Annotated in this window: 23 protein-coding genes, 5 tRNA genes and 1 other RNA gene; 28 read left to right on the top strand and 1 reads right to left on the bottom strand. The window is 35.6% G+C overall.

Annotated elements, in window-relative coordinates; genetic code table 11:
* The first annotated feature begins 78 nt into the window (after positions 1-78).
* The 22 genes from J2Z80_RS12580 (at position 79) to J2Z80_RS12475 (ending at position 18,039) form a co-directional block, all read left to right on the top strand.
* The gene (locus J2Z80_RS12580) at positions 79-324 is read left to right on the top strand and encodes an RNA polymerase factor sigma-54 (RefSeq protein WP_245301325.1); all 246 of its coding nucleotides are present in this window, start codon (positions 79-81) and stop codon (positions 322-324) included.
* A 156-nt stretch (positions 325-480) separates the two neighbouring features.
* Positions 481-1,503, top strand: a complete 1,023-nt coding sequence (locus J2Z80_RS12575) for a sugar-binding transcriptional regulator (protein ID WP_209454694.1) — start codon at positions 481-483, stop codon at positions 1,501-1,503.
* Between the two features lie 50 nt (positions 1,504-1,553).
* Positions 1,554-2,561 (top strand): type I glyceraldehyde-3-phosphate dehydrogenase, encoded by a 1,008-nt coding sequence (gene gap / locus J2Z80_RS12570; RefSeq protein ID WP_209454693.1) that lies wholly within the window; start codon positions 1,554-1,556, stop codon positions 2,559-2,561.
* A gap of 64 nt (positions 2,562-2,625) precedes the next feature.
* A complete protein-coding gene (locus J2Z80_RS12565; protein WP_349292606.1) occupies positions 2,626-3,807 on the top strand; it encodes a phosphoglycerate kinase in 1,182 nt (393 codons plus the stop codon).
* 13 nt (positions 3,808-3,820) lie between these two features.
* Positions 3,821-4,567 carry a triose-phosphate isomerase gene (tpiA, locus tag J2Z80_RS12560; protein ID WP_209454691.1) on the top strand — a complete coding sequence of 249 codons (747 nt, stop codon included), beginning with the start codon at positions 3,821-3,823 and terminating at the stop codon, positions 4,565-4,567.
* A 12-nt stretch (positions 4,568-4,579) separates the two neighbouring features.
* Positions 4,580-6,121: a 2,3-bisphosphoglycerate-independent phosphoglycerate mutase gene (gene gpmI / locus J2Z80_RS12555; RefSeq protein WP_209454690.1), complete on the top strand. Its 1,542-nt coding sequence runs from the start codon at positions 4,580-4,582 to the stop codon at positions 6,119-6,121.
* 20 nt (positions 6,122-6,141) lie between these two features.
* Positions 6,142-7,428 carry a phosphopyruvate hydratase gene (gene eno, locus J2Z80_RS12550; protein WP_209454689.1) on the top strand — a complete coding sequence of 429 codons (1,287 nt, stop codon included), beginning with the start codon at positions 6,142-6,144 and terminating at the stop codon, positions 7,426-7,428.
* Between the two features lie 148 nt (positions 7,429-7,576).
* Positions 7,577-7,942 carry a DUF134 domain-containing protein gene (locus J2Z80_RS12545; RefSeq protein ID WP_209454688.1) on the top strand — a complete coding sequence of 122 codons (366 nt, stop codon included), beginning with the start codon at positions 7,577-7,579 and terminating at the stop codon, positions 7,940-7,942.
* A 100-nt stretch (positions 7,943-8,042) separates the two neighbouring features.
* Positions 8,043-8,282, top strand: a complete 240-nt coding sequence (gene secG / locus J2Z80_RS12540; RefSeq protein WP_192401078.1) for a preprotein translocase subunit SecG — start codon at positions 8,043-8,045, stop codon at positions 8,280-8,282.
* A 58-nt stretch (positions 8,283-8,340) separates the two neighbouring features.
* Positions 8,341-9,351 (top strand): deoxyguanosinetriphosphate triphosphohydrolase, encoded by a 1,011-nt coding sequence (locus J2Z80_RS12535; protein WP_209454687.1) that lies wholly within the window; start codon positions 8,341-8,343, stop codon positions 9,349-9,351.
* Positions 9,352-9,479: 128 nt separating this feature from the next.
* A complete protein-coding gene (gene dnaG / locus J2Z80_RS12530) occupies positions 9,480-11,276 on the top strand; it encodes a DNA primase (RefSeq protein ID WP_209454686.1) in 1,797 nt (598 codons plus the stop codon).
* A 31-nt stretch (positions 11,277-11,307) separates the two neighbouring features.
* Positions 11,308-12,381 carry an RNA polymerase sigma factor RpoD gene (gene rpoD / locus J2Z80_RS12525; protein ID WP_432422725.1) on the top strand — a complete coding sequence of 358 codons (1,074 nt, stop codon included), beginning with the start codon at positions 11,308-11,310 and terminating at the stop codon, positions 12,379-12,381.
* 51 nt (positions 12,382-12,432) lie between these two features.
* Positions 12,433-12,507, top strand: a tRNA-Asn gene (locus J2Z80_RS12520).
* Positions 12,508-12,512: 5 nt separating this feature from the next.
* Positions 12,513-12,588 (top strand) — tRNA-Ile (locus tag J2Z80_RS12515).
* 52 nt (positions 12,589-12,640) lie between these two features.
* Positions 12,641-13,351 (top strand): tRNA (adenine(22)-N(1))-methyltransferase, encoded by a 711-nt coding sequence (locus J2Z80_RS12510; RefSeq protein ID WP_209454684.1) that lies wholly within the window; start codon positions 12,641-12,643, stop codon positions 13,349-13,351.
* Positions 13,314-14,429, top strand: a complete 1,116-nt coding sequence (locus J2Z80_RS12505) for a Nif3-like dinuclear metal center hexameric protein (protein WP_209454683.1) — start codon at positions 13,314-13,316, stop codon at positions 14,427-14,429. Before J2Z80_RS12510 ends, J2Z80_RS12505 begins: the two co-directional genes overlap by 38 nt.
* 63 nt (positions 14,430-14,492) lie before the next feature.
* An RNA gene (gene rnpB, locus J2Z80_RS12500) (RNase P RNA component class A) lies at positions 14,493-14,854 on the top strand.
* Between the two features lie 75 nt (positions 14,855-14,929).
* Positions 14,930-16,048, top strand: coding sequence for a tRNA 2-thiouridine(34) synthase MnmA (gene mnmA / locus J2Z80_RS12495; RefSeq protein WP_209454682.1), 1,119 nt, complete (start codon positions 14,930-14,932; stop codon positions 16,046-16,048).
* 63 nt (positions 16,049-16,111) lie between these two features.
* Complete coding sequence (gene deoD, locus J2Z80_RS12490; RefSeq protein WP_209454681.1) at positions 16,112-16,813, top strand: purine-nucleoside phosphorylase; 702 nt, start codon at positions 16,112-16,114, stop codon at positions 16,811-16,813.
* 18 nt (positions 16,814-16,831) lie between these two features.
* Positions 16,832-17,788 carry a mannose-6-phosphate isomerase, class I gene (manA, locus tag J2Z80_RS12485; RefSeq protein ID WP_209454680.1) on the top strand — a complete coding sequence of 319 codons (957 nt, stop codon included), beginning with the start codon at positions 16,832-16,834 and terminating at the stop codon, positions 17,786-17,788.
* 58 nt (positions 17,789-17,846) lie between these two features.
* Positions 17,847-17,923, top strand: a tRNA-Val gene (locus J2Z80_RS12480).
* Positions 17,924-17,962: 39 nt separating this feature from the next.
* Positions 17,963-18,039 (top strand) — tRNA-Val (locus J2Z80_RS12475).
* An 89-nt stretch (positions 18,040-18,128) separates the two neighbouring features.
* Here the strand turns inward: J2Z80_RS12475 and J2Z80_RS12470 are convergent.
* Positions 18,129-18,755 carry an SGNH/GDSL hydrolase family protein gene (locus J2Z80_RS12470; RefSeq protein ID WP_209454679.1) on the bottom strand — a complete coding sequence of 209 codons (627 nt, stop codon included), beginning with the start codon at positions 18,753-18,755 and terminating at the stop codon, positions 18,129-18,131.
* A 133-nt stretch (positions 18,756-18,888) separates the two neighbouring features.
* Here J2Z80_RS12470 and J2Z80_RS12465 point away from each other — a divergent pair.
* The 6 genes from J2Z80_RS12465 to J2Z80_RS12440 all read left to right on the top strand — a co-directional run bounded on the left by J2Z80_RS12465 (position 18,889) and on the right by J2Z80_RS12440 (position 22,816).
* Positions 18,889-18,960: transfer RNA gene (locus J2Z80_RS12465), tRNA-Ala, on the top strand.
* A gap of 136 nt (positions 18,961-19,096) precedes the next feature.
* Complete coding sequence (locus tag J2Z80_RS12460; RefSeq protein WP_209454678.1) at positions 19,097-19,306, top strand: DUF3006 domain-containing protein; 210 nt, start codon at positions 19,097-19,099, stop codon at positions 19,304-19,306.
* An 11-nt stretch (positions 19,307-19,317) separates the two neighbouring features.
* The gene (locus J2Z80_RS12455) at positions 19,318-20,238 is read left to right on the top strand and encodes a ComEC/Rec2 family competence protein (protein WP_209454677.1); all 921 of its coding nucleotides are present in this window, start codon (positions 19,318-19,320) and stop codon (positions 20,236-20,238) included.
* 76 nt (positions 20,239-20,314) lie between these two features.
* A complete protein-coding gene (locus J2Z80_RS12450) occupies positions 20,315-21,385 on the top strand; it encodes a glycosyl hydrolase family 18 protein (RefSeq protein WP_209454676.1) in 1,071 nt (356 codons plus the stop codon).
* Between the two features lie 129 nt (positions 21,386-21,514).
* A complete protein-coding gene (locus tag J2Z80_RS12445; protein WP_209454675.1) occupies positions 21,515-22,291 on the top strand; it encodes a prolipoprotein diacylglyceryl transferase in 777 nt (258 codons plus the stop codon).
* A gap of 48 nt (positions 22,292-22,339) precedes the next feature.
* Complete coding sequence (locus J2Z80_RS12440; RefSeq protein ID WP_245301324.1) at positions 22,340-22,816, top strand: GAF domain-containing protein; 477 nt, start codon at positions 22,340-22,342, stop codon at positions 22,814-22,816.
* Positions 22,817-22,870: the final 54 nt, after the last annotated feature.

Raw genomic sequence — 22,870 nt, 5'->3', positions numbered from 1 at the left:
ATCGAAATCAAATTTATTCTTACAAAAACAGGTAAAATCCAAGCAGAGTTGTTATTAGTAGCTTAAAAAATGTCACTTATGACACTCAAATCATACTTTTTCCAAAACGGAATTGAAAATGACGATGGTGAAAAATTTTCGCAGGAAATGATAAAAGAGATGATAAGGCAGTTGATAAGCGATGAAGACCCTCAAAAAACATTAAGCGATCAAAAGATTGCCGAAATTCTTATTGGCCAAGGAATCACGATATCAAGAAGAACTGTCGCAAAATATAGAGAAGAAATGAATATTCCATCATCAGGCAAGAGAAAAAGATATTGAAAAAAGAGAGAGCATTTTGCTCTCTTTTATCATTTAATCTATTGAAAAAATGAGATTCTTAATATAAAATAGTATTGGAAGTAGATTTATTTATTAATTTAGCGGGACGGTTATAAGACAACGGGTCAATAAAAGTCCTGAAGAAGGTTTAGATACATGAATGACATAATATCACTACAACAGAAAATTGTGCCTGAGTTAATAGAACTGCTGCAAAAAAGGTATACTATAATGCGTAATATATATTTCAGTCAGCCAATTGGCAGAAGAGCTTTATCATATCAATTAAACATTGGCGAGAGGATAATAAGGACTGAAGTATCTTTTTTGAAAAGCCAAGGCCTTATCGACATAAATCCTTTAGGTATGACAGTGACTAAAGATGGGGAGAAGCTTTTAGAAGAACTCAAGGAGTTTATCCATGAGCTTAAAGGGCTAAACAACATGGAGAAAACTTTGAGAGACCGCTTAAAATTGAAGAAAGTTATTGTTATACCTGGCGATGTTGATAATGACCAGTTAATAAAGAAAGATATGGGAAAGTCTGCTGCAAATTATCTCAAAAGCATTATAAAAAATGACAGCATTATAGCGCTGACTGGTGGTTCAACAGTAATGGAAGTTGCAAATGAGATGCCCCAGTCTTATACAAAGTCAGATATAATGGTGGTACCTGCAAGAGGTGGCTTAGGCCGCGATGTTGAAAAACAGGCTAATACGATAGCTTCTGTTCTTGCAAAAAAATTAGGGGGCTCATATAAAATGCTCCATATACCTGACAATATAGGGAAAGAAGCGATAGCAACTCTTATAATTGAACCCGACATAAAAAGCGTCATTGATATACTTAAAAAAGCTGATATAGTACTTTTTGGGATTGGCCGTGCTGATGTAATGGCAGACAGAAGAAATTTACCTTCATCTACAAGGGACTATTTAGAAAAAGCAGGCGCCACATCGGAGGCATTGGGTTTTTACCTAAATATAAATGGCGAAACAGTGTATGAGACACCTAGCATATTTCTTACAAAAGATGATTTAAAAGATGTCAAAAATTTAATAGCTGTTTCTGGAGGTAGAAGTAAAGCTGATGCAATCTTGTCGACTTGTAACAGTGGTATGGTGGATGTCCTTATAACAGATGAAGGTGCAGCATATGAAATATTAAAAAGTTGTTAATACACCGAAAGGTGTTTAATATAAAATAAAATTTATAAGGAGGAAATATTATGACAGTAAAAGTAGGTATTAATGGCTTTGGTAGAATAGGCAGAAACTTTTTCAGGGCAGCATTAAAGAAAAATGTAGATCTTGATATTGTTGCATTCAATGATCTAACTGATGCTAAAACATTAGCACATCTATTAAAATATGATTCAACATTTGGTCACTTTGAAGGCGAAGTTGTAGCAAAAGAAGATTCACTTGTTGTAAATGGCAAAGAGATAAAGATATTAAAAGAAACAGATCCTGCAAAGTTGCCATGGAAAGATTTAGGTGTTGACATCGTAATTGAGTCAACCGGTAGATTTACAAACAAAGAAGATGCAGTGAAGCATATACAAGCTGGAGCAAAGAAAGTAATAATTTCAGCACCTGCTAAAAATGAAGATATAACAATAGTTATGGGTGTTAATGAGGATAAGTACGATCCAAATGCACATCATGTAATTTCAAATGCTTCATGTACTACAAATTGCTTAGCACCTTTTGCAAAGGTATTACATAACAAATTTGGCATAAAGAGAGGATTAATGACAACTGTTCACTCATATACAAACGATCAGAGAATACTTGATCTTCCACACAAAGATTTAAGAAGAGCAAGATCAGCAGCATTGTCAATAATTCCAACAACAACAGGTGCTGCAAAAGCAGTTGCATTAGTTTTACCTGAATTAAAAGGAAAACTTAATGGTTTTGCTATGAGAGTTCCTACACCTGATGTCTCTGTAGTAGACCTTGTGGCAGAGTTAGAAAAGAACGTAACAGTAGAAGAAGTAAACGGAGTATTGAAAGAAGCAGCAGAAAATGAACTCAAAGGGATACTTGGATACACAGATGAGCCATTAGTATCAATGGACTTCAAAGGTGATTCAAGGTCATCAATAGTTGATGGATTATCAACTATGGTAATGGAAGGCAATATGGTAAAAGTTGTTTCATGGTATGACAATGAATGGGGTTATTCAAACAGGGTTGTTGACCTTGCTAAGTATGTAGCAGATAGGCTTTAATATGTAATGGGACAAGGTTTATAACTTTGTCCCATAATAATATATCATGTTAGGAGGTATACACGTGAAAAAAACTGTAAGAGATGTTGATGTAAGCGGGAAAAAGGTATTGGTAAGAGTGGATTTTAATGTTCCTATGGACAGTGAAAAAAATATTACTGATGATACAAGGATAAAAGCTGCATTACCTACTATCAAATATCTCATCGATAACAATGCAAAAGTAATTTTAGTATCACATCTTGGAAGACCAAAAGGGAAAGTTAATCCAGAATATTCTTTAAAACCTGTTGCAAAAAGACTTTCAGAATTATTAAACAAACCTGTTATAATGGCTGATGATGTAATAGGAGATGATGCGAAATCAAAAGCCAATTCATTAAAAGATGGAGAAGTTTTACTGCTAGAGAATGTAAGATTCCATGCAGAGGAAGAAAAGAACGATCCGGATTTTTCAAAAGAATTGGCATCACTTGCTGACATATACGTTAACGATGCTTTTGGCACAGCTCATAGGGCACATGCCTCAACAACAGGTGTTGCAAGTTACCTGCCTGCTGTATCAGGATTTTTAATTGAAAAAGAACTTAACTTTATGGGTGGTGCTTTAGAAAATCCGGAAAGGCCTTTTGTAGCTATACTTGGTGGGGCAAAAGTTTCTGATAAGATTGGAGTAATAACAAATCTTTTAGATAAAGTCGATAGTTTGCTTATAGGCGGTGGCATGGCTTACACTTTCATAAAAGCTGAAGGACACGAAATAGGGAAGTCCCTGTTGGAAGAAGACAAATTAGAGCTTGCAAAGGACTTGATTGAAAAAGCTAGACAAAAAGGTGTTAAGCTTTTATTGCCTGTAGATACAGTAGTTTGCGAAGAATTAAAGCCTGGAGTTCCATATGAAGTGGTTGACATAGATAAAATGCCTAACGATAAAATAGGTGTAGACATCGGGCCTAAGACTGTAGAAGAATTTTCGAAAGTCATAAAAGGTGCAAAGACGGTAGTTTGGAACGGTCCTATGGGTGTATTTGAAATAAAAGAGTTTGCAAAAGGCACAGAAGCTATTGCAAGGGCAATGAGTGAATGCGACGGTACGACGATAATAGGCGGTGGAGATTCGGCTGCGGCAGTTGAACAACTTGGCTATGCAGACAAGGTATCACACATCTCTACCGGTGGCGGTGCGTCATTAGAGTTCTTAGAAGGCAAGGTTTTGCCTGGAATTGCCGCATTAAATGATAAATAAAGAGGTGTTTTGATTGAGAAGACCTATAATTGCAGGTAACTGGAAAATGCACATGACGCCGTCTGAAGCTATAAATCTTGTAAATGAATTAAAGCCACTAGTGGCTGATACTGATGTGGAAGTGGTTGTTATTCCGCCTTTTGTGGATTTGGTGGATGTAAAAAAAGCATTGGACGGCTCAAACATAAAATTAGGCGCCCAAAACATGCATTGGGAAGAAAAAGGAGCATTTACTGGCGAAGTTTCACCCCTTATGCTTAAGGAAATTGGTGTAGAATATGTTGTAATCGGTCATTCTGAGAGAAGACAATATTTTGCTGAGACTGATGAGACAGTAAACAGAAAAGTAAAATCTGCATTGAACCATGGCTTAAAACCAATTGTTTGTGTTGGTGAAACTTTAAGTCAAAGGGAAGATGGTAAAGCATTTGATGTTGTAAGAGAGCAGACAAAAAAAGCATTAGATGGTGTTTTAAAGACTGATGTAACGAATGTCGTTATAGCTTATGAGCCTATATGGGCTATTGGTACAGGAAAAACAGCCACATCAAAGGATGCAAATGACGTCATAAAAGTTATCAGGGAGACAATAGCTAGTATATATGATACAAGTACAGCTAATGATGTAAGAATACAATATGGTGGAAGTGTTAAACCTGATAATGCTAAAGAGCTTATGTCAGAAAGCGATATTGATGGGGCATTGGTGGGCGGAGCTAGCCTTAAAGCGCAGGATTTCACTAAAATTGTAAATTATTAAGGAGAGGATTGCATGCCCAAAAATTTTGTAATGCTTGTTGTTTTAGATGGATTTGGCATTTCAGAAAGTAAAGAAGGAAATGCTATTTACACAGCTAATACACCGAATCTTGATTATTACTTTAAAAATTATCCCAATACAAAGCTAATACCAAGTGGACTTGCTGTTGGGCTTCCGGAAGGACAGATGGGAAATTCAGAGGTTGGACATCTAAACATAGGCGCTGGAAGAATTGTATATCAGGAGTTAACAAGAATAAGCAAGGAAATTAAAGAAGGGGAATTCTTTAAAAAGCAAGAGTTTCTCGATGCTATTGAAAATGTCAAGAAAAATGGCTCTAAGCTCCATCTTTTTGGACTTTTGTCCGATGGTGGTGTTCACAGTCATATTACGCACCTTTTTGCACTTATGAAACTTGCTAAAGAGCAAGGATTAAATGAAGTGTATGTTCATGCATTTTTAGATGGAAGGGATGTTCCGCCAGCTTGTGCTAGAGAGTACGTAAAAGCTTTTGAAGATGAGTCTAATAGGCTTGGAATAGGCAAGATAGCTACCATCGCAGGAAGATACTATGCAATGGATCGCGATAAAAGATGGGATAGGACGAAAAAAGCTTATGATGCCATAGCGTTAGGTAAAGGTGTATTTGCTAATTCACCTGAAGAAGCAATAGATATAGCATATAGTAAAGATCAGACAGATGAGTTTGTAGAACCTACTGTTATTTTAGAAAATGGAAAGCCAACCGCTACTGTAAATGCAAATGACTCTATAATATTCTTTAATTTCAGGCCAGATAGAGCAAGGCAGATTACAAGAGCTTTTATAGACGAAGTGTTTAACTATTTTGAAAGAGAAAAAGGCTATATACCTGTTTACTTTGTCTCTATGACACAGTATGATATAACATTTGAGAATATACATGTTGCATACAAACCGGAAAATTTAAAAAATACATTGGGCGAATATTTAAGCGACAAAGGAATAAAGCAGCTTAGAATAGCTGAAACTGAAAAATACGCTCATGTTACATTCTTCTTTAACGGTGGCGTAGAAGAGCCAAATAAAGGTGAAGACAGGATATTGATACCTTCACCAAAAGTGGCAACATACGATTTAAAACCTGAAATGAGTGCATATGAGGTTACTGATACAGTAGTAGAAAAAATTAAGTCAAATCAATATGGTTTTATACTGCTGAATTTTGCAAATCCTGATATGGTAGGTCACACAGGCGTATTTAATGCGGCTGTCAAGGCCATCGAGGCAATTGATGAGTGCGTAGGAAGGATTGTAAAAGCTTGTCAGGAAGTCGGCGGTACTATACTTATAACTGCTGACCATGGAAATTCTGAGCAAATGATTGATCCAGTAACTAAAGAGCCTCAGACGGCTCATACGACAAATCCTGTGCCATTTATAGTAATTGGCGAAGGTGATGTTACACTTAGAAATGATGGAATACTTGCTGATATAGCACCAACAGTGCTTGATATAATGGGACTTCCAAAACCGCAAGAGATGACAGGTAAGTCCCTGATAATAGGAAGATAAAAAACGAAAGGAGAATATTTATGTCTATAATTGTTGATGTTTATGCTAGGGAAATCCTTGATTCAAGGGGAAATCCAACAGTAGAAGTTGAAGTTGAATTAGATAGCGGTGCAGTAGGACGTGCTGCAGTTCCATCTGGTGCTTCAACAGGTCAGTTTGAAGCAGTTGAATTAAGAGATGGGGACAACAGCAGATATTTAGGCAAAGGTGTATTGAAAGCTGTAGAAAATGTAAATGAAAAGATTGCTCCAGAAATTATTGGAATGGATGCAGTAGATCAAGTAGCCATAGACAAAGCTATGATTGATTTAGATGGAACACCAAATAAGTCAAATCTTGGTGCAAATGCAATTTTAGGTGTGTCATTAGCTGTTGCTAAAGCTGCTGCTGAAGAAGTCGGTCTGCCACTTTATCAATACCTCGGCGGTGTAAATGCAAAGATTCTTCCTGTTCCAATGATGAATATATTAAACGGTGGAAAGCACGCAGACAATAATGTTGACATACAGGAATTTATGATTATGCCTGTTGGTGCGCAAAGCTTCCATGAGGCTTTAAGGACATGTGCTGAAGTTTTCCACAATTTAAGGTCTGTTCTTAAATCAAAAGGCTTAAGCACAACAGTTGGTGATGAAGGTGGCTTTGCACCAAATCTTACATCAAATGAAGAAGCAATTCAGGTAATATTAGAAGCTATACAAAAAGCAGGTTATGTAGCAGGTGAAGATGTAGCAATAGCACTTGACCCAGCTTCATCTGAAATGTACAAAGAAGACGGGAAATATCATTTCGATGGTGAAGGAGTAGTGAGAACATCAGAAGAAATGGTAGACTACTGGGAACAACTTGTAAATAAATATCCTATCGTTTCTATAGAAGACGGCTTGGCAGAAGAAGACTGGAATGGCTGGAAGCTCTTAACAGAAAGATTAGGCAAGAGGATACAGCTTGTAGGTGACGATCTTTTTGTTACAAATACAGAAAGACTCTCAAAAGGTATAAAGATGGGTGTTGCAAATTCAATACTCATTAAACTTAACCAGATAGGTACACTTACAGAAACTCTCGATGCAATAGAAATGGCTAAGAAAGCAGGATATACTGCTGTTGTATCACACCGTTCAGGTGAAACAGAAGACTCAACTATTGCAGACCTTGTTGTTGCTGTAAATGCTGGACAGATTAAGACTGGTGCTCCTTCAAGAACCGATAGAGTTGTAAAATACAACCAATTAATGAGAATAGAAGAGGGATTAGGTGGAATAGCGCAATACCTTGGAAAAGATGCATTTTACAACGTAAAATAAGAAACATTATAAAGAAGCCCAATAAATTTATTGGGTTTCTTTTTGTGTCCAAAATAATTATGTTTTGTATTAACATCTTGATGTAAATATCAGATAAGTGGTAAAATAGTACTATAACATGTACAAAAAGGATATGGGATGTGATAATATGCCAAGACCTCAAAAATGCAGATGGGTAAAATGTGAACCAAACGTTAACTACTTTAAACCGGTTGGGATACCTATGCATTCTTTAAATGAAGTAGTGCTTACAGTTGAAGAATTTGAAGCTATCAGACTAAAAGATTTGGAAGGTTTAGAGCAAGAAGAGTGTGCAGAAATGATGAGAGTTTCAAGGCCAACATTTTTTAGAATTATTATTTCTGCTCGTGAGAAAGTTGCTGATGCACTTGTCAATGGAAAGGCGATTAAAGTAGAGGGTGGGAATTACAAAGTTTATGGAGACGATACAGTACATCATGGGCGTCATGGGCGTTGCCACAGGCATGGTATGGATATAAATGAAGATGAGTAAATTCACAATTTTAAATTTATGCTTGATATGAATAAATTATTGTTATATAATAAAAAATAGTGTAATGTGCACGTAAATCTGATTTTCGGAGGGTAAACATATGTTAAAGATAATAGTACTCATAATTCATATTATTGTCAGTTTATTTATGATAGCAGTTATTTTGTTGCAGCAGGGAAAAAGTGCTGGGATATCTGGAGCTATAGCAGGTGGGGCTGAAACTTTCTTTGGCAAAAACAAAGCAAGGACGATGGAAGGTACTTTGGAGAGGCTTACTACAATCAGTGCAGTCGTATTCGTCATTACTTCATTGGTATTAACATTGCTGATGGGAAGATAATATTTTTTAAGTTGGAATAAAACCCTTTTTGGGTTTTCTTTTTTGAGAAGGTGATAAGATGAATATAAGAGAAATATCTGAAGATATGGAATATAAAATACTATCACCGTATGCAGCACACAGCAGAGAATCAAAAGGAAGAGTTAAAGAAGAAGAAAAGTGCGATATACGCACAGATTTTCAAAGGGATAGAGATAGAATCATACACTGTAAGGCATTTCGAAGATTAAGCCATAAAACGCAAGTTTTTATTTCTCCTGAAGGTGATCACTACAGGACGAGATTGACTCATACTTTGGAAGTTGCTCAGATTTCAAAGACGATTGCAAGAGCTTTACGGCTTAATGAGGATTTAACCGAAGCGATTGCATTAGGGCATGACTTAGGTCATACTCCTTTTGGACATTCCGGAGAGCAGGTATTAAATAAACTTTTAAAAGATGGCTTTAGGCATAGTGTGCAAAGCTTGAGAGTTGTTGATGTATTAGAAAATAATGGCTTGGGACTTAATTTGACTTGGGAAGTAAGAGATGGGATATTAAATCATTCTACTTCAGGCAGTCCAGGAACACTTGAGGGAAAGATAGTTCAACTGTCTGATAAGATAGCGTATGTAAACCATGATATAGATGATGCTATAAGAGGCAAAATATTGACAAATGATGATATACCTAGAGATTTAAGACAAATTTTAGGTGATACTCACAGTAAAAGAATAGACACAATGGTGAGGGACATAATCGAAAATAGCATAGGTAAGAATGATATATCTATGAGTGATGACATCTATGAGGCTACTTACAGTCTCAGAGATTTTTTATTTAAAAAAGTATATATAGGTTCAAAAGCAAAAAGCGAAGAAATTAAAGCGAAAAAAGTTGTAGAGCAACTTTTTAATTATTTTTATGAAAATGTCGATGATATGCCGAAAGAATTTATTGAGTTAACATATAAATATGGAAAAGAGAGAGCAGTAGCAGATTATATAGCTGGAATGACAGATAAATACGCTATAATTAAGTATAAAGAAATTTTTTTACCTTCACCGTGGGAAGATAAAAATTTTTAAAATATAAAAATTCAAGCAGGATTTTAGAAATTTATGTCGAATATATTATTTCCGTGAAAATTTTATAATTGTTTATAAAAAAGAGGATTTTACTGTTTTTTGTCGAACTAAATATAAAGGTGGTGTTTATGTCTTATTCGAAAGACGTAATTGATAGAGTTATAGAAGAAAATGATATAGTTGATATAGTTTCAAATTATGTTTCATTAAAGAGATCTGGAAAAGACTTTAAAGGATTATGCCCATTCCATCATGAAAAAACACCATCCTTCAATGTAAGTCAAGAAAAGCAGCTTTATCATTGCTTTGGTTGCCATGCAAGCGGAAATGTCATTACCTTTGTAATGAATATAGAGAATATAGGTTTTAAGGAAGCCGTTGAGTTCTTGGCAGATAAAGCTGGTATAAAAATCGAGGAAGAAAATTTATCAGGTATAGAGTACCAAAAGAAAAAGCTGAAAGAAGAAATATATGAAATAAATAGATTAGCTGCAATATTTTATCACAAATGCCTTTATTCTAGATCTGGACAAGCTGCTTTAAAATACCTTTATGATAGAGGTATAGATGACGTTACGATAAAAAGATTTGGTCTTGGATACTCGCCAAATGGTGGAGATGAATTATTGAAATTTCTAAAAGCGCATAAATATAGTATAGACACGATGGTTAATGCAGGACTAATATCAAAAAGCAATAATGGTGGATTCTATGACAGGTTTAGAAATCGAGTAATGTTCCCAATAATTGATGAAAAAAACAATGTAATAGGGTTTGGCGGTAGAGTGCTTGATAACATGAAGCCCAAATATTTAAACACTGCTGAAACTATTGTTTTTAAAAAAGGTAAAACTCTATATGGAATTAACTATGCTAAAAAGACGAAGGAAGATAAATTTATAATCGTTGAAGGATATATGGATGCTATTGCTTTATATCAAAGCGGAATTGATAATGCTGTGGCGTCACTAGGAACAGCTTTGACTATGGAGCAAGGTAGGCTTATAAAAAAATACAAAAACACCGTTGTCATTTCATACGATGCTGACGAAGCTGGTGTTGAAGCGACAATGAGAGGACTTAATCTTTTAGATGAGCTGGACTTAAATGTAAACATACTGACAATACCTAATGGTAAAGATCCAGATGAATATGTGAGAAAAGAAGGATTTGATGCTTTTAAAAAGCTTCTTGAAAAAACAGATACATTGATAGAGTATAAAATTAAAAAGTATAAGCAGGATTTAGATTTGAATAATCCTGCAGACAGAATCAAATATATCAAAAAGGTATGTAAGGATCTTTCTACAATTAAAGATAAAGTAAAAAGAGATGTATATGTATCAATAGTAGCAAAAGATGCTGAAATACCTGAAAATACTATTAGAGCAGAAATAGATCAATTTGTCAAGGGTTTTGTACAAAATAATAAAAAAATTAGGTATACAGTTGGCAATAATAGGCATAATATTAAATACAGTGGGATAAAAAAGATACCATCCCTTAAGTATTTGATTGCATTGCTGCTACTTGATAATAAAATTTATGATAATGTAAAAGAAAAGATAGACATAAATGACATTGATGATGAACTTTTAAAATCTGTTATAACATTTATATTTGAAAGGCTTGAAGATGGAGGACATGTAGATATAAAAGACTTAAGCTTTATGTTGGACAATGCTAAATTAAGAGACGAATTTAACGATATATTCGATATACTGTATAGCGAGAAAGAAATCAATGAAAAAATAGTTGATGATTGCATTAGAGAGATAATAAAAGACGATTTAAACAGGAAGATAGTCCGCATTAAAAAGGAAATTGACGATTCTTATATTTCTGGCGATATTGAAAAAGAAAGAGAACTTTTAGTACAATTACAGAATTATGAAAAGGAGATGCTGAAGTTAAAAAATGGCTGATAAAAAGGTTACCCATAAGGAGGGGACACCCGTGGATAAAGAAAAAGTAAAGAATTCTATAAAAGAGCTTATTGATAAAGGCAAAAAAAATGGAATGCTGACTTACAACGAGATAATGAATTCTCTGGAAGATATCGACATGGATGCTGAACAAATCGAGAAGGTTTATGACACATTTGAAAAGTTGGGGATAGAAATCGTAGGAGAAGAGCCTCAGCAGGAAGAATTAATACCTGAAGAAGATTTAGACTTAGATTTATCCATTCCTGAAGGTATTAACATCGATGATCCAGTAAGAATGTACTTAAAAGAGATTGGCAAGATTCCCCTTTTATCTCCTGATGAAGAGATAGAGCTGGCAAAAAGGATAGAAAAAGGAGATGAAGAAGCTAAAAAGAGGCTGACTGAGGCAAATTTAAGGCTTGTAGTTAGTATCGCAAAAAGATATGTAGGGCGAGGTATGCTGTTTCTCGATTTAATACAAGAAGGAAACTTGGGACTTTTGAAAGCTGTTGAAAAGTTTAATTACAGAAAAGGCTTTAAATTCAGCACATATGCTACATGGTGGATAAGGCAGGCAATAACAAGGGCTATAGCTGATCAGGCTAGAACAATAAGAATCCCTGTTCATATGGTAGAAACTATTAATAAGCTTATAAGAGTTTCAAGGCAGCTTTTGCAAGAATTAGGCCGTGATCCACTGCCGGAAGAGATTGCTAAAGAAATGGATATGTCGGTAGATAAAGTCAGAGAAATAATGAAAATAGCTCAGGAACCAGTATCATTGGAGACACCAATTGGTGAAGAAGAAGATAGCCATCTTGGTGATTTTATACCTGATGAAGATGCTCCAGCTCCAGCAGAGGCGGCGGCGTTTACGATGCTAAAAGAACAGCTTATAGATGTTCTCGACACATTGACTCCTAGAGAAGAAAAAGTATTGCGATTGAGGTTTGGGTTAGATGATGGCAGAGCAAGGACACTGGAGGAAGTAGGCAAAGAGTTTAATGTAACGAGAGAGAGAATAAGACAGATAGAAGCAAAAGCTTTAAGAAAGTTGAGACACCCAAGCCGTAGTAAAAAGTTGAAAGACTTTTTGGATTAGTTTAATACAGTCTTGACACAAGACAAAAATGTAGTATAATAATTATTGTATTCCTCAGTAGCTCAATGGTGGAGCAACCGGCTGTTAACCGGTAGGTTGTAGGTTCGAGCCCTACCTGAGGAGCCATATTAGGGCCTTTAGCTCAGTTGGTAGAGCGGTCGGCTCATAACCGATTGGTCCGGGGTTCGAGTCCCTGAAGGCCCACCATATAAGATGAAAGGACAGGCATTTGATTAACAAATGCTTTTTATTTTATAAAATGAAGCTGTCAAAGAGATTAAAGTCTATTGTTCAAATGGTACAAGTTCATTCAAAAGTTGCAGATATTGGGACAGATCATGGGTATATACCTGTCTACCTTTACTTAAATGGCATTTCAGACTACATTATTGCATCTGATGTAAAATTAGCTTCCCTTAATAAAGCTATTGATGAGATCGAAAGGTACAAGTTGTCAGAAAATATTATTGTACGGCTTGGTGATGGATTAAGCGTTATAAAACCATACGAAGTTGATACTGCAATAATAGCAGGAATGGGTGGAATACTAATAACAGATATATTGGAAAAAGATAAAAATATTGCAGCGACGATAAAGAGGTTTATTTTGCAGCCTATGACAGCATCAGACCATCTTCGTAGATATATTTATGAAAATGGATATTCAATTATTGATGAAGACCTTGTTTTCGAAAAAGGTAAATTTTTCGAAATTATAACTGTTGAGCATGGTATTGAAGCGGTTGACGATGAGATTTTTTTTGAAATAGGCAAAAAACTCTTTGAAAAGAGTCACCCTTTGCTTAAAGATTTTATAAGATATAAAATAGGAAAGTTAAATAAAATAATTGATGAAGTTTCTAAAGGCAATAATAGTGCCTCTTTAAAAGAGGATATTTTGCATAAAATTAAAAAATATGAGGTGTTATTATATGAGTCTGAAATGCCAGACAATAGCCGGAATGATTGACAAACTTGCACCACATAAGTGTGCAGAAGATTGGGATAACATAGGACTTTTAGTAGGAAACCCTCGAAAAGATGTCTCTACTGTGATGGTAGCTCTAGATGCGACGAAAGAAGTTGTAAAGGAAGCTATATCAAAAAAGGTAGATATGATTATTACACACCACCCAATTATATTTAGACCTTTAAAGAATGTACGTACAGACAATCCAACAGGCGAAATAATAACCATGTTGGTGAAAGAAGATATCCCAGTTTATTCGGCTCATACTAATTTTGATGCGGCAAAGGGTGGAATGAACGATATTCTTTGCAATATACTTGGTATATACAATGAGGAAATATTGCAGGTTACATACAAAGAAGGATATAAAAAAATCGTCGTATATGTGCCTATTGGATATGAGGAGATAGTAAAGAACGCCATGTGCAATGCAGGTGCCGGATTTATAGGAAATTACAGTGATTGTACTTTTCAAATGTTAGGAACAGGGAGTTTTAGACCATTAGAGGGAACAAATCCTTTCATAGGTGAAATAGGTAAAGTTGAAAACACACAAGAAGTAAGGATTGAGACGATAGCTCCAGAAAAATTGGTAAATAGAATAATTAGTGCCATGTTAAAGGTTCATCCATATGAAGAAGTGGCGTATGACATATATCCAGTAGAGACGCTGTACGACGAATATGGAATAGGAAGAATAGGATACATAAAAGGTACTACATTAGAAGACCTCGCCAATGGTGTAAAAGCGAGACTAGGACTAAAAAATCTCAGAGTTGTAGGTGATTTGCAAAAAACTATAAATAAAGTGGCTATTTGCGGTGGTAGTGGTGGCAATCTTGTATCTATATCGGCTTTTAAAGGTGCCGATGTTTTGATTACAGGAGATGTGGGATACCATGATGCAGTAGATGCAAGGCATCTTGGACTGGCTATAATAGATGCAGGGCACTTTGGCACTGAGAAGATTTCTGTAAATTTCATCGCTGAATACATAAGGGATGAAGCACAAAAAATGAATGTAGACTTAAATGTCATTACTAGCGAGGCACAAGTTGATCCATTTATATTCATGTAATAATTACCATTTGACAATCTGCAAAAATAGTGATACTATATCTATTCTAGAGAGCAAAATATACGAGTAAGCCAGATGGTCGCGTACTATATGTACGAGGAAAGTCCGAGCTCCATAGGGCAAGGTGCCGGGTAATACCCGGTGGAGGTGACTCCAAGGAAAGTGCAACAGAGATATACCGCCTGCCACTTAACTCGTTATTAACGAATTAAGCGGCAGGTAAGGGTGGAAAGGCGAGGTAAGAGCTCACCAGCATCCAGGCGACTGGAATGCTCTGTAAACCCCACCTGGAGCAAGGTAAAATAGGAGGGAATGATAAGTGGCCCGCTTAACCCTCGGGTAAAACCGCTAGAGGTATCAGGCAACTGATATCGTAGATAGATGACCATCTAAAACAGAACTCGGCTTATAGACTTGCTCGTAATCAAGCATAAAACTCAATGTCATATGGCATTGGGTTTTTTTCAATAATTAATTTTTAAGAGAGGTTGTAAATCTAAATGATTGGAAGTAATAAGAATATAAAAGTCATAGTAGGAATGTCCGGTGGAGTTGATTCATCTGTATCTGCACTGCTTCTTAAAGAGCAAGGATACGATGTAGTCGGGATATTTATGAAAAACTGGGATGAAGAAGATGACTCTGGATACTGTACAGCAGCAGAGGATTATGAGGATGTTGTCAGAGTTTGCGATAAAATTGGCATACCGTATTATTCAATAAATTTTACTCAGGAATATTGGGATAGGGTATTTAAATATTTTTTGGATGAATACCAAAGTGGAAGAACACCAAATCCGGACGTTATGTGCAACAAAGAGATAAAATTCAAAGCATTTTTAGATTTTTCATTGAAAATTGGTGCAGACTATATTGCTACAGGCCACTATGCTAGAGTAGAATACAGCAACGGTAAATACAGGATGTTAAAAGGCGTCGATAGAAATAAAGATCAAACGTATTTTTTGTGTGAATTAGGGCAGAAGCAGTTGTCTAAGACGATGTTTCCCATAGGCCACTTAAACAAATCTGAAGTCAGAGAAATAGCTAGAAAGGCTGGTCTTAAAACTGCAGATAAAAAAGACAGCACAGGCATATGCTTTATTGGAGAAAGGAAGTTTAAAGAATTTTTAAATCAATTTCTGCCTGCTAAGCCGGGAGAAATAAGAGATTTATCAGGACGTGTTTTAGGAAAACACGACGGATTGATGTTTTATACATTAGGACAGAGAAGAGGGCTAGGAATAGGTGGCATTGGTACTGGAGAACCTTGGTTTGTAGTTGACAAGGATGTTAAAAACAATATACTTTATGTGGCACAAGGTGAAAAAAATCCAGCTTTATATTCGTATGCTTTGTTTGCTAAGGATGTTAATTGGATTGACAACAGCATAGAAGCTGATACATTTAGATGCAAGGCAAAATTCAGGTATAGACAGCCTGACCAAGAGGTAACTGTTTATGCTAAAGACGCTGGGTACTTGGTGGTCTTTGATAAGCCGCAAAGGGCTGTTACACCAGGACAATTTGTCGTATTTTACGATGGTGAATATTGTCTTGGAGGCGGTGTAATAGACAGCATTGTAAAAGACAAAAATATTCTTAATGATTATATATAATTGAAGATTTAGATTTTTTTTGTTAATATAGTATTGGGTAAAATATTAAAAGGAGATGCGGTTATGAGTATTCACATTGGTGCAAAAGAAGGAGAAGTAGCAAATACAGTGCTGCTTCCGGGAGATCCTTTAAGAGCTAAATATATTGCCGAGAATTTTTTAAGCGATGTAAAATGCTACAATGAAATTCGCGGAATGTATGGCTACACCGGAAATTACAAGGGCAAGAGGGTATCTGTGCAAGGTACAGGAATGGGTATACCGTCCATATCGATATATGTTAACGAGCTTATTGAAAGCTACAATGTAAAAAATCTGATAAGAATTGGCACATGTGGTTCAATGCAGCCTGATGTAAATATAAGAGATGTAATATTTGCAATGTCATCATCGACAGATTCGGCTATAAATAAGATTAGATTTAATGGAATGGATTATGCTCCAACTGCCAGCTTTAAGCTTTTAAAAAAGGCTTATGATGCTGCTATAAGTATGGGCATAAATGTGAAAGTAGGAAATGTCCTTTCATCGGATACATTTTACAATGATGATAAAGATAGCTGGAGGCTGTGGGCAAAGTTTGGAGTTTTGGCAGTTGAAATGGAGACTGCAGGTCTGTACACTTTAGCTGCTAAATACGGTGTAGATGCGCTTACCATATTGACAGTTAGTGACAGCCTTGTAACTGGACATGCTACATCTGCTGAGGAAAGACAAAAGACATTTAATGATATGATTGAAATTGCACTTAATATTGCTGAATAATATTTAGAGGGTGATAGAATGCAACCATTAAAGTTTAAGCCAATATTTATGAAAAGAATATGGGGTGGTAATGCTTTAAAGACCAGATACGGATTTAATATTCCTGATGGTGATAAAATTGGTGAGTTGTGGTGTATTTCTGACAATAGAACTGCAGTTAGCGAAGTGGAAGGTGGAAGTTTTGATGGTATCAAATTAAATGAATTAGCAAAAAATTATAAGGATGAGTTATATGGAGAAGGTAAATCGTACGATAGATTTCCTTTGCTGATAAAGATAATAGATGCAAATGATAAGCTGTCGGTGCAAGTACATCCCGATGATGATTATGCGTACAAACATGAAAACGGCGATCTAGGTAAGACAGAAATGTGGTACATAATAGACGCTAAGCCTGGCGCTAAACTTGTTTGCGGTTTAAAAGAAGGTACTACGAAACAACAGTTTAAGACACTGTTGGATGAAGGTATATTGGAAGATTGCCTAAATGAGGTAGAAGTAAATCCCGGTGATGTTATTTATATTCCGTCAGGTATGGTACATGCTATTGGCGATGGTATACTCATATGTGAAATACAGCAGAATTCTGATCTTACTTACAGAGTTTATGATTACAATAGAGTTGACGATAATGGCAATAAAAGGGAACTTCACATAGATAAGGCTTTAGATGTAATTGATTTTAATTTAAAGAGTGATAAGATTGTACCTGAATATAAAAAAATAGAAGGCGGAAGCATAGCTAAAGTGGTAGACTCCAAATATTTTAAGACGGACGTAATAGTTGTAGATTCGTCATTGAATATAGAAACAAATGGGACTTTCAATACACTGGTAGTGGTAGATGGTGAATGTAAATTGTCATATGACAATGATACAATGCACTTAAAAAGTGGAGAATCGATGCTAGTTTCTGCATCTATTGATAAATATACGGTTACTGGTAACTGTAGACTTATAAGGTCTTATGTTTAAGATGAACGTGATGTTGACATAGATATGAAAATATAATATACTAGACATGTAGATTAGTGGGGTTATAGCCCAGCTGGTTAGAGCGCTACGTTGACATCGTAGAGGTCACAGGTTCGAGCCCTGTTAACCCCACCATATCAAATATGCATGTGAACTTAAAATGTTTTTAAAAGTGGGGTTATAGCCCAGCCGGTTAGAGCGCTACGCTCACATCGTAGAGGCCACAGGTTCGAGTCCTGTTAACCCCACCAAATGAAAAATATCCGGCTATCAAAGTCGGATTTTTTATTTAAAAAAACTGCCTCATTTTTAATACAGAGGCAGTATGAAATAAAATTATTTATAAAGCCTTTACCAATTTAAGCCATTCCTTTGCAATGAGTGCATGTCCTGCATTTGTTGGATGTACGCCATCTGAAGCCCAAAAAGTTGGCTCTTTTATAATCGAGTATTGTGCCATGATACCGTCAAGTGGAATAAAATATGCTCCAAATTCTCTTGCAAGTTTTCTAACAACATGTATTTTTGGGTCTAGATCGACTCGCCATTCCTTTCTATCTTCTGGTTCTGGCAGGACGAAAGGTTCCATCATTATGATATTTGCGTCAAGTTTTTCCTTTGTCGTTTCAAGTATGTATCTGTAGTCTTCTTCGAATTTTTCTGGTGATGTGTAGTCATTGTTGTCGTAGTTTCTCCACGTGTCATTTATTCCTATCAGTATTGACACAAAAGTGGGCTTTAAATCTATGCAGTCGCTATTCCAACGCTCTTTAAGATCTCTAACCCTGTTTCCGCTTACGCCTCTATTTATGAATTTTACGTTTAACTCAGGATGCAATGCGTAAAACATTGATGCAATTATGGTTGGGTAACCATATCCTAAGTCGTCAGGGTTTTCCCTATTGCGACCAGCATCTGTGACGCTATCCCCCTGAAAAAGAACCACATCATTGTCTTTTATTAGCATACTACCATCTCCTTATTATATTGGAAATATATTATATCGTAAATTATGTTATCATTTAATAGACGTTATTGCAATGTGAAAACAAAAAAATTTGTAGAAATTATGGTGATTTTATAGTATAATTATTTACGGTGGGGATGTAACTCAGCGGGAGAGTACCACATTCGCATTGTGGGAGTCGAGGGTTCAAATCCCTTCATCTCCATTTACAATTATAAACTTACATTAAAAATTGCTAACGTAAGTTAGTAATTTTTTTTGCTTAAATTTTATAATTTACATAAAGCTAAATGACGTGTTATGAATTAGTTGCATGTTATAATAAAAATGGAGGGATGTTTATGGATGAGAAATGTATTATAGATAGATTTGAAGGTGACTATGCTGTCATAGAGTATGGTCGTATTACTTTTAATATTCCTCGTTTGCTTTTGCCAAAGGATGCGAAAGAAGGGGATGTAATTAGAATTGATATTCGTATAGATAAAGAAGAGACGAAGATGAGGAGCCAATACATAAAAAAATTAGCTGATGAATTATTCAGAGAATAAAGAGGTGCATTATGTTTAAAAAAATTCTAATTTTTAGCTTAATAGTTACTTTGCTTTTTTCTTTGGCTGGTTGTTCTTTAGATACTACGAATTTCAATCAGGTACAAAGTGAAACACAAAATTCTACTGTACAATCTAAAGATGGAATACTTAAAGTTTACTTTATAGATGTAGGTCAAGGCGACAGCATTTTTATTGAGTCGCCTGATGGCAAAACGATGTTAATAGATGCAGGTGTTCCAGAAATGGGCAAAAAGGTTGTTGACTATATAAAAAGCTTAGGTGTTAAAAAAATTGATATATTAGTAGGAACGCATCCACATGAGGATCACATTGGCGGTATGGATTATGTAATAAACAATTTTGATATTGGTAAATTTTACATGCCGAAAGTGACGACAAATACAAAAACATTTGAATATGTATTGAATGCGGCAAAAAATAAAGGATTAAAGATAGACGTGGCAAAAGCGGGAGTATCTCTAGATCTCGGGCCTGAAATTAGTGCCAAGATGATTGCACCCAACGGGACCAAATATGATGATCTCAATGAATACAGTGCTGTAATCAAATTAAATTACGGTGACACATCGTTTTTGTTTACAGGGGATGCTGAAGCTGAATCAGAAAAGGAAATGATTAATCAAGGATACGACTTAAAGTCTGATGTCCTTAAAATTGGTCATCATGGAAGTTATACATCAACTACAGCAGCATTTTTGGACGCTGTTGACCCAGAGTATGCAGTTATTTCATGTGGCAAAGGAAATGACTACGGTCATCCTCATAGTGTGACATTGAAAAAGCTTAAAGCAAGAAATATACCTGTATATAGAACAGATGAATGTGGAACAATTGTTGCTACAAGTGATGGACATAGTGTATCATTTAATGTCAAACCCGGTGATTATGTGCCAGGGCAGAGAAACTGAAGAATGATATCTTACATAAATCTTTAGTTTTTAAGAAAAGATATAACCAGGAAGTTTTATAAGGAGGTTATATCTTATGAAAAAATTCAAAAGATATTTTATATTGACACTGGCTTTTATCATGGTACTTGCAACTATATCATTGGCAGGTTGCAAAAGCTCTGTAAAAAAGCCGGTTACATCTAAAAAAAGTTTAAATGTTGTTGGATTCTATGTTGATTCACCTGGATACGATAACTCATATAATTCGCTTGTAAAATATGCGAAGTACATGGACACTTTGTCGCCATTATGGCTAACTGTTCAAGGGGATGGTACAGTAAAAGATTCCACTAATCCACAGGCGCTAAGCTTTGCTAAGAAAAATGGACTAAAAGTTATACCGCTTGTAAACGTGGCTGATAGCAAAGATTCCGTCTTGACTGATTCTAAAATTAAGACTGAGACAATGAATGAGCTTATAAGCCTATTGAGAAAACATGGTTTTGACGGATATAATATAGATTTTGAATTCATACCACATGGAACAAAAAACTATGTTCAGGATAAAGACTATCTTACGGCATTTATGGGCACTTTCAGAATGATGATGAAAAAAGAAGGGAAAATTCTTGATATGTCTGTGATACCGCACTATCAGGTCTCACCTGAGATATCTGGAATATATGATTACCATAAGTTAGCTCCGCTGGTGGACCATGTGACATTGATGACCTATGATAGGCATAATGCTTCATCACCACCAGGGCCGGTTTCACCTGAGCAGTGGGTAGAAAACAATGTTAAGGATGCTTTAAGTGAGGGATTTAAACCAAGTCAGATATGTCTTGGTGTTGCAACGTATGGCTATGATTGGCCTGCTAATAAATCAGGAGGCTTTTCTGCACCAACTAAAGCAATACTTCAAAGTGCTCAACAAAAGGGTGTAAATATACAGTGGAGTGACACTTACCAAGAGCCATACTACACCTATTATGATAGTACTTATGGTGTAACGAGGCAGGTGTGGTTTGAAAACTCTACTACTATGGGAGAAAAAATTGATGTTGCAAAAAAATATGGAATACATGGAATATGTATATGGAGAATAGGTTTTGAAACACCATCATTTTGGCAGGTTATAGCAAAAAAGATTGGCTCAAAATGAATTATAACCACCCCCATAGCGGGTGATTTTTTGTTTCATTCGCTTTGCAAACTCAACAAAACGTTGACTTAATATAAAAAGAATAATATAATCAAATCATGGCAAATAAACATGTTTTGGAGGTTAGTTATGTATATACCATCTCTTAGCCCTTATGCTTTTAAAATAGGACCTATTGCTGTGCATTGGTATGGGATATTTATGGCTTTATCGATAGCTGCGGGTGCCTATTATTTGTACGTAAAATCGAAAGAGCTTAATTACGATGAAGATTTTTTGTTGAATCTCCTGATGATTGTAGTTATATCAGGAATCGTCGGTGCAAGATTGATGTTTGTATTGGCAAACGACATAGATTGGTTTTACAAAGACCCTATACAAATTTTAAAGATCTATGAAGGCGGTCTTTCATGGCATGGTGCCATATTAGGTGGATTTCTTGCAGGCCTTTATTATTGCCGCAAGAAAAATGTCAGGATAAATCCTTTGGAAGACTATGCCGTTATTGGACTGGCTATAGGAAATATGCTGGTCAGAATAGGAAATATATTTAATCAGGAAGTATTGGGGAGACAGACGGATTTTGCTTTTGGAAGGTGGCCAGCACAGTTAGTTGGTGTCGCAATGGGGCTTATTCTTTTAATACGTTACTTCTACATTGAGAGAAAGCACATGCCTTATGGGTACCAGTTTTGGTCATTTATATTTTATTATCAACTTATGAGGGGATTAATCGAAGAAACAGTGAGGGAAAATCCCTTGTTTCTACCTGTTTATTTAAACAACCATCTTGGAATTGGCTTTTTCACTTTGACTCAGATAGCTACACCATTTATACTGATATTGGCATATTGGATGATGAGGCGCGTATTAAATGATCCAGAAAATAAAAAATTAAGCTATTGACCTGCTTTATGCGGGTTTTTTATATACAGACAAAGAAATTAAGGAAGGATGATTTTAGTGGATAAAAAACTCATTTTCGAAAGATTGCTTCCAATGGTAGAAAAAGCATCAAGAGAGATAGATGATTTAGACTATTTTTGTCATGAGGTAGTGAAAATACTAGATAGCAATCTACCGTATTACAACTGGACAGGCTTTTACTTTATGAAAGATGGGCTTCTTCAGCTTGGTCCCTATATAGGTCGGCCGACAGAGCATGTAAATATAAATGTTGGCCAGGGGATATGCGGTAGAGCAGTTGCAGAAAATTCTACTATCGTTGTTGATGATGTTACAAAAGAGGAAAATTACCTTGCCTGCAGTATAGAGACAAAGTCTGAAATAGTCGTACCTATTCGTGTAGGCGACGAAATAATAGGCGAAATTGACATTGACAGTGATGAAAAAGGTGCTTTTGACGACGATGACAGAAGATTTTTAGAAGATGTTGCAGACATAGTTAGTAAAAAAATAGCAGGCGAATGATGCATATCGCTTCATTATTTTTATATTTATATATATAATGTTAAATATAAATCA

It is taken from the genome of Thermoanaerobacterium butyriciformans, assembly GCF_017874545.1.
In the GTDB taxonomy this organism is placed as follows: domain Bacteria; phylum Bacillota; class Thermoanaerobacteria; order Thermoanaerobacterales; family Thermoanaerobacteraceae; genus Thermoanaerobacterium; species Thermoanaerobacterium butyriciformans.
The sequence above is the reverse complement of the archived record's forward strand: the minus strand, read 5'-3'. Positions and strand labels throughout refer to the sequence as shown.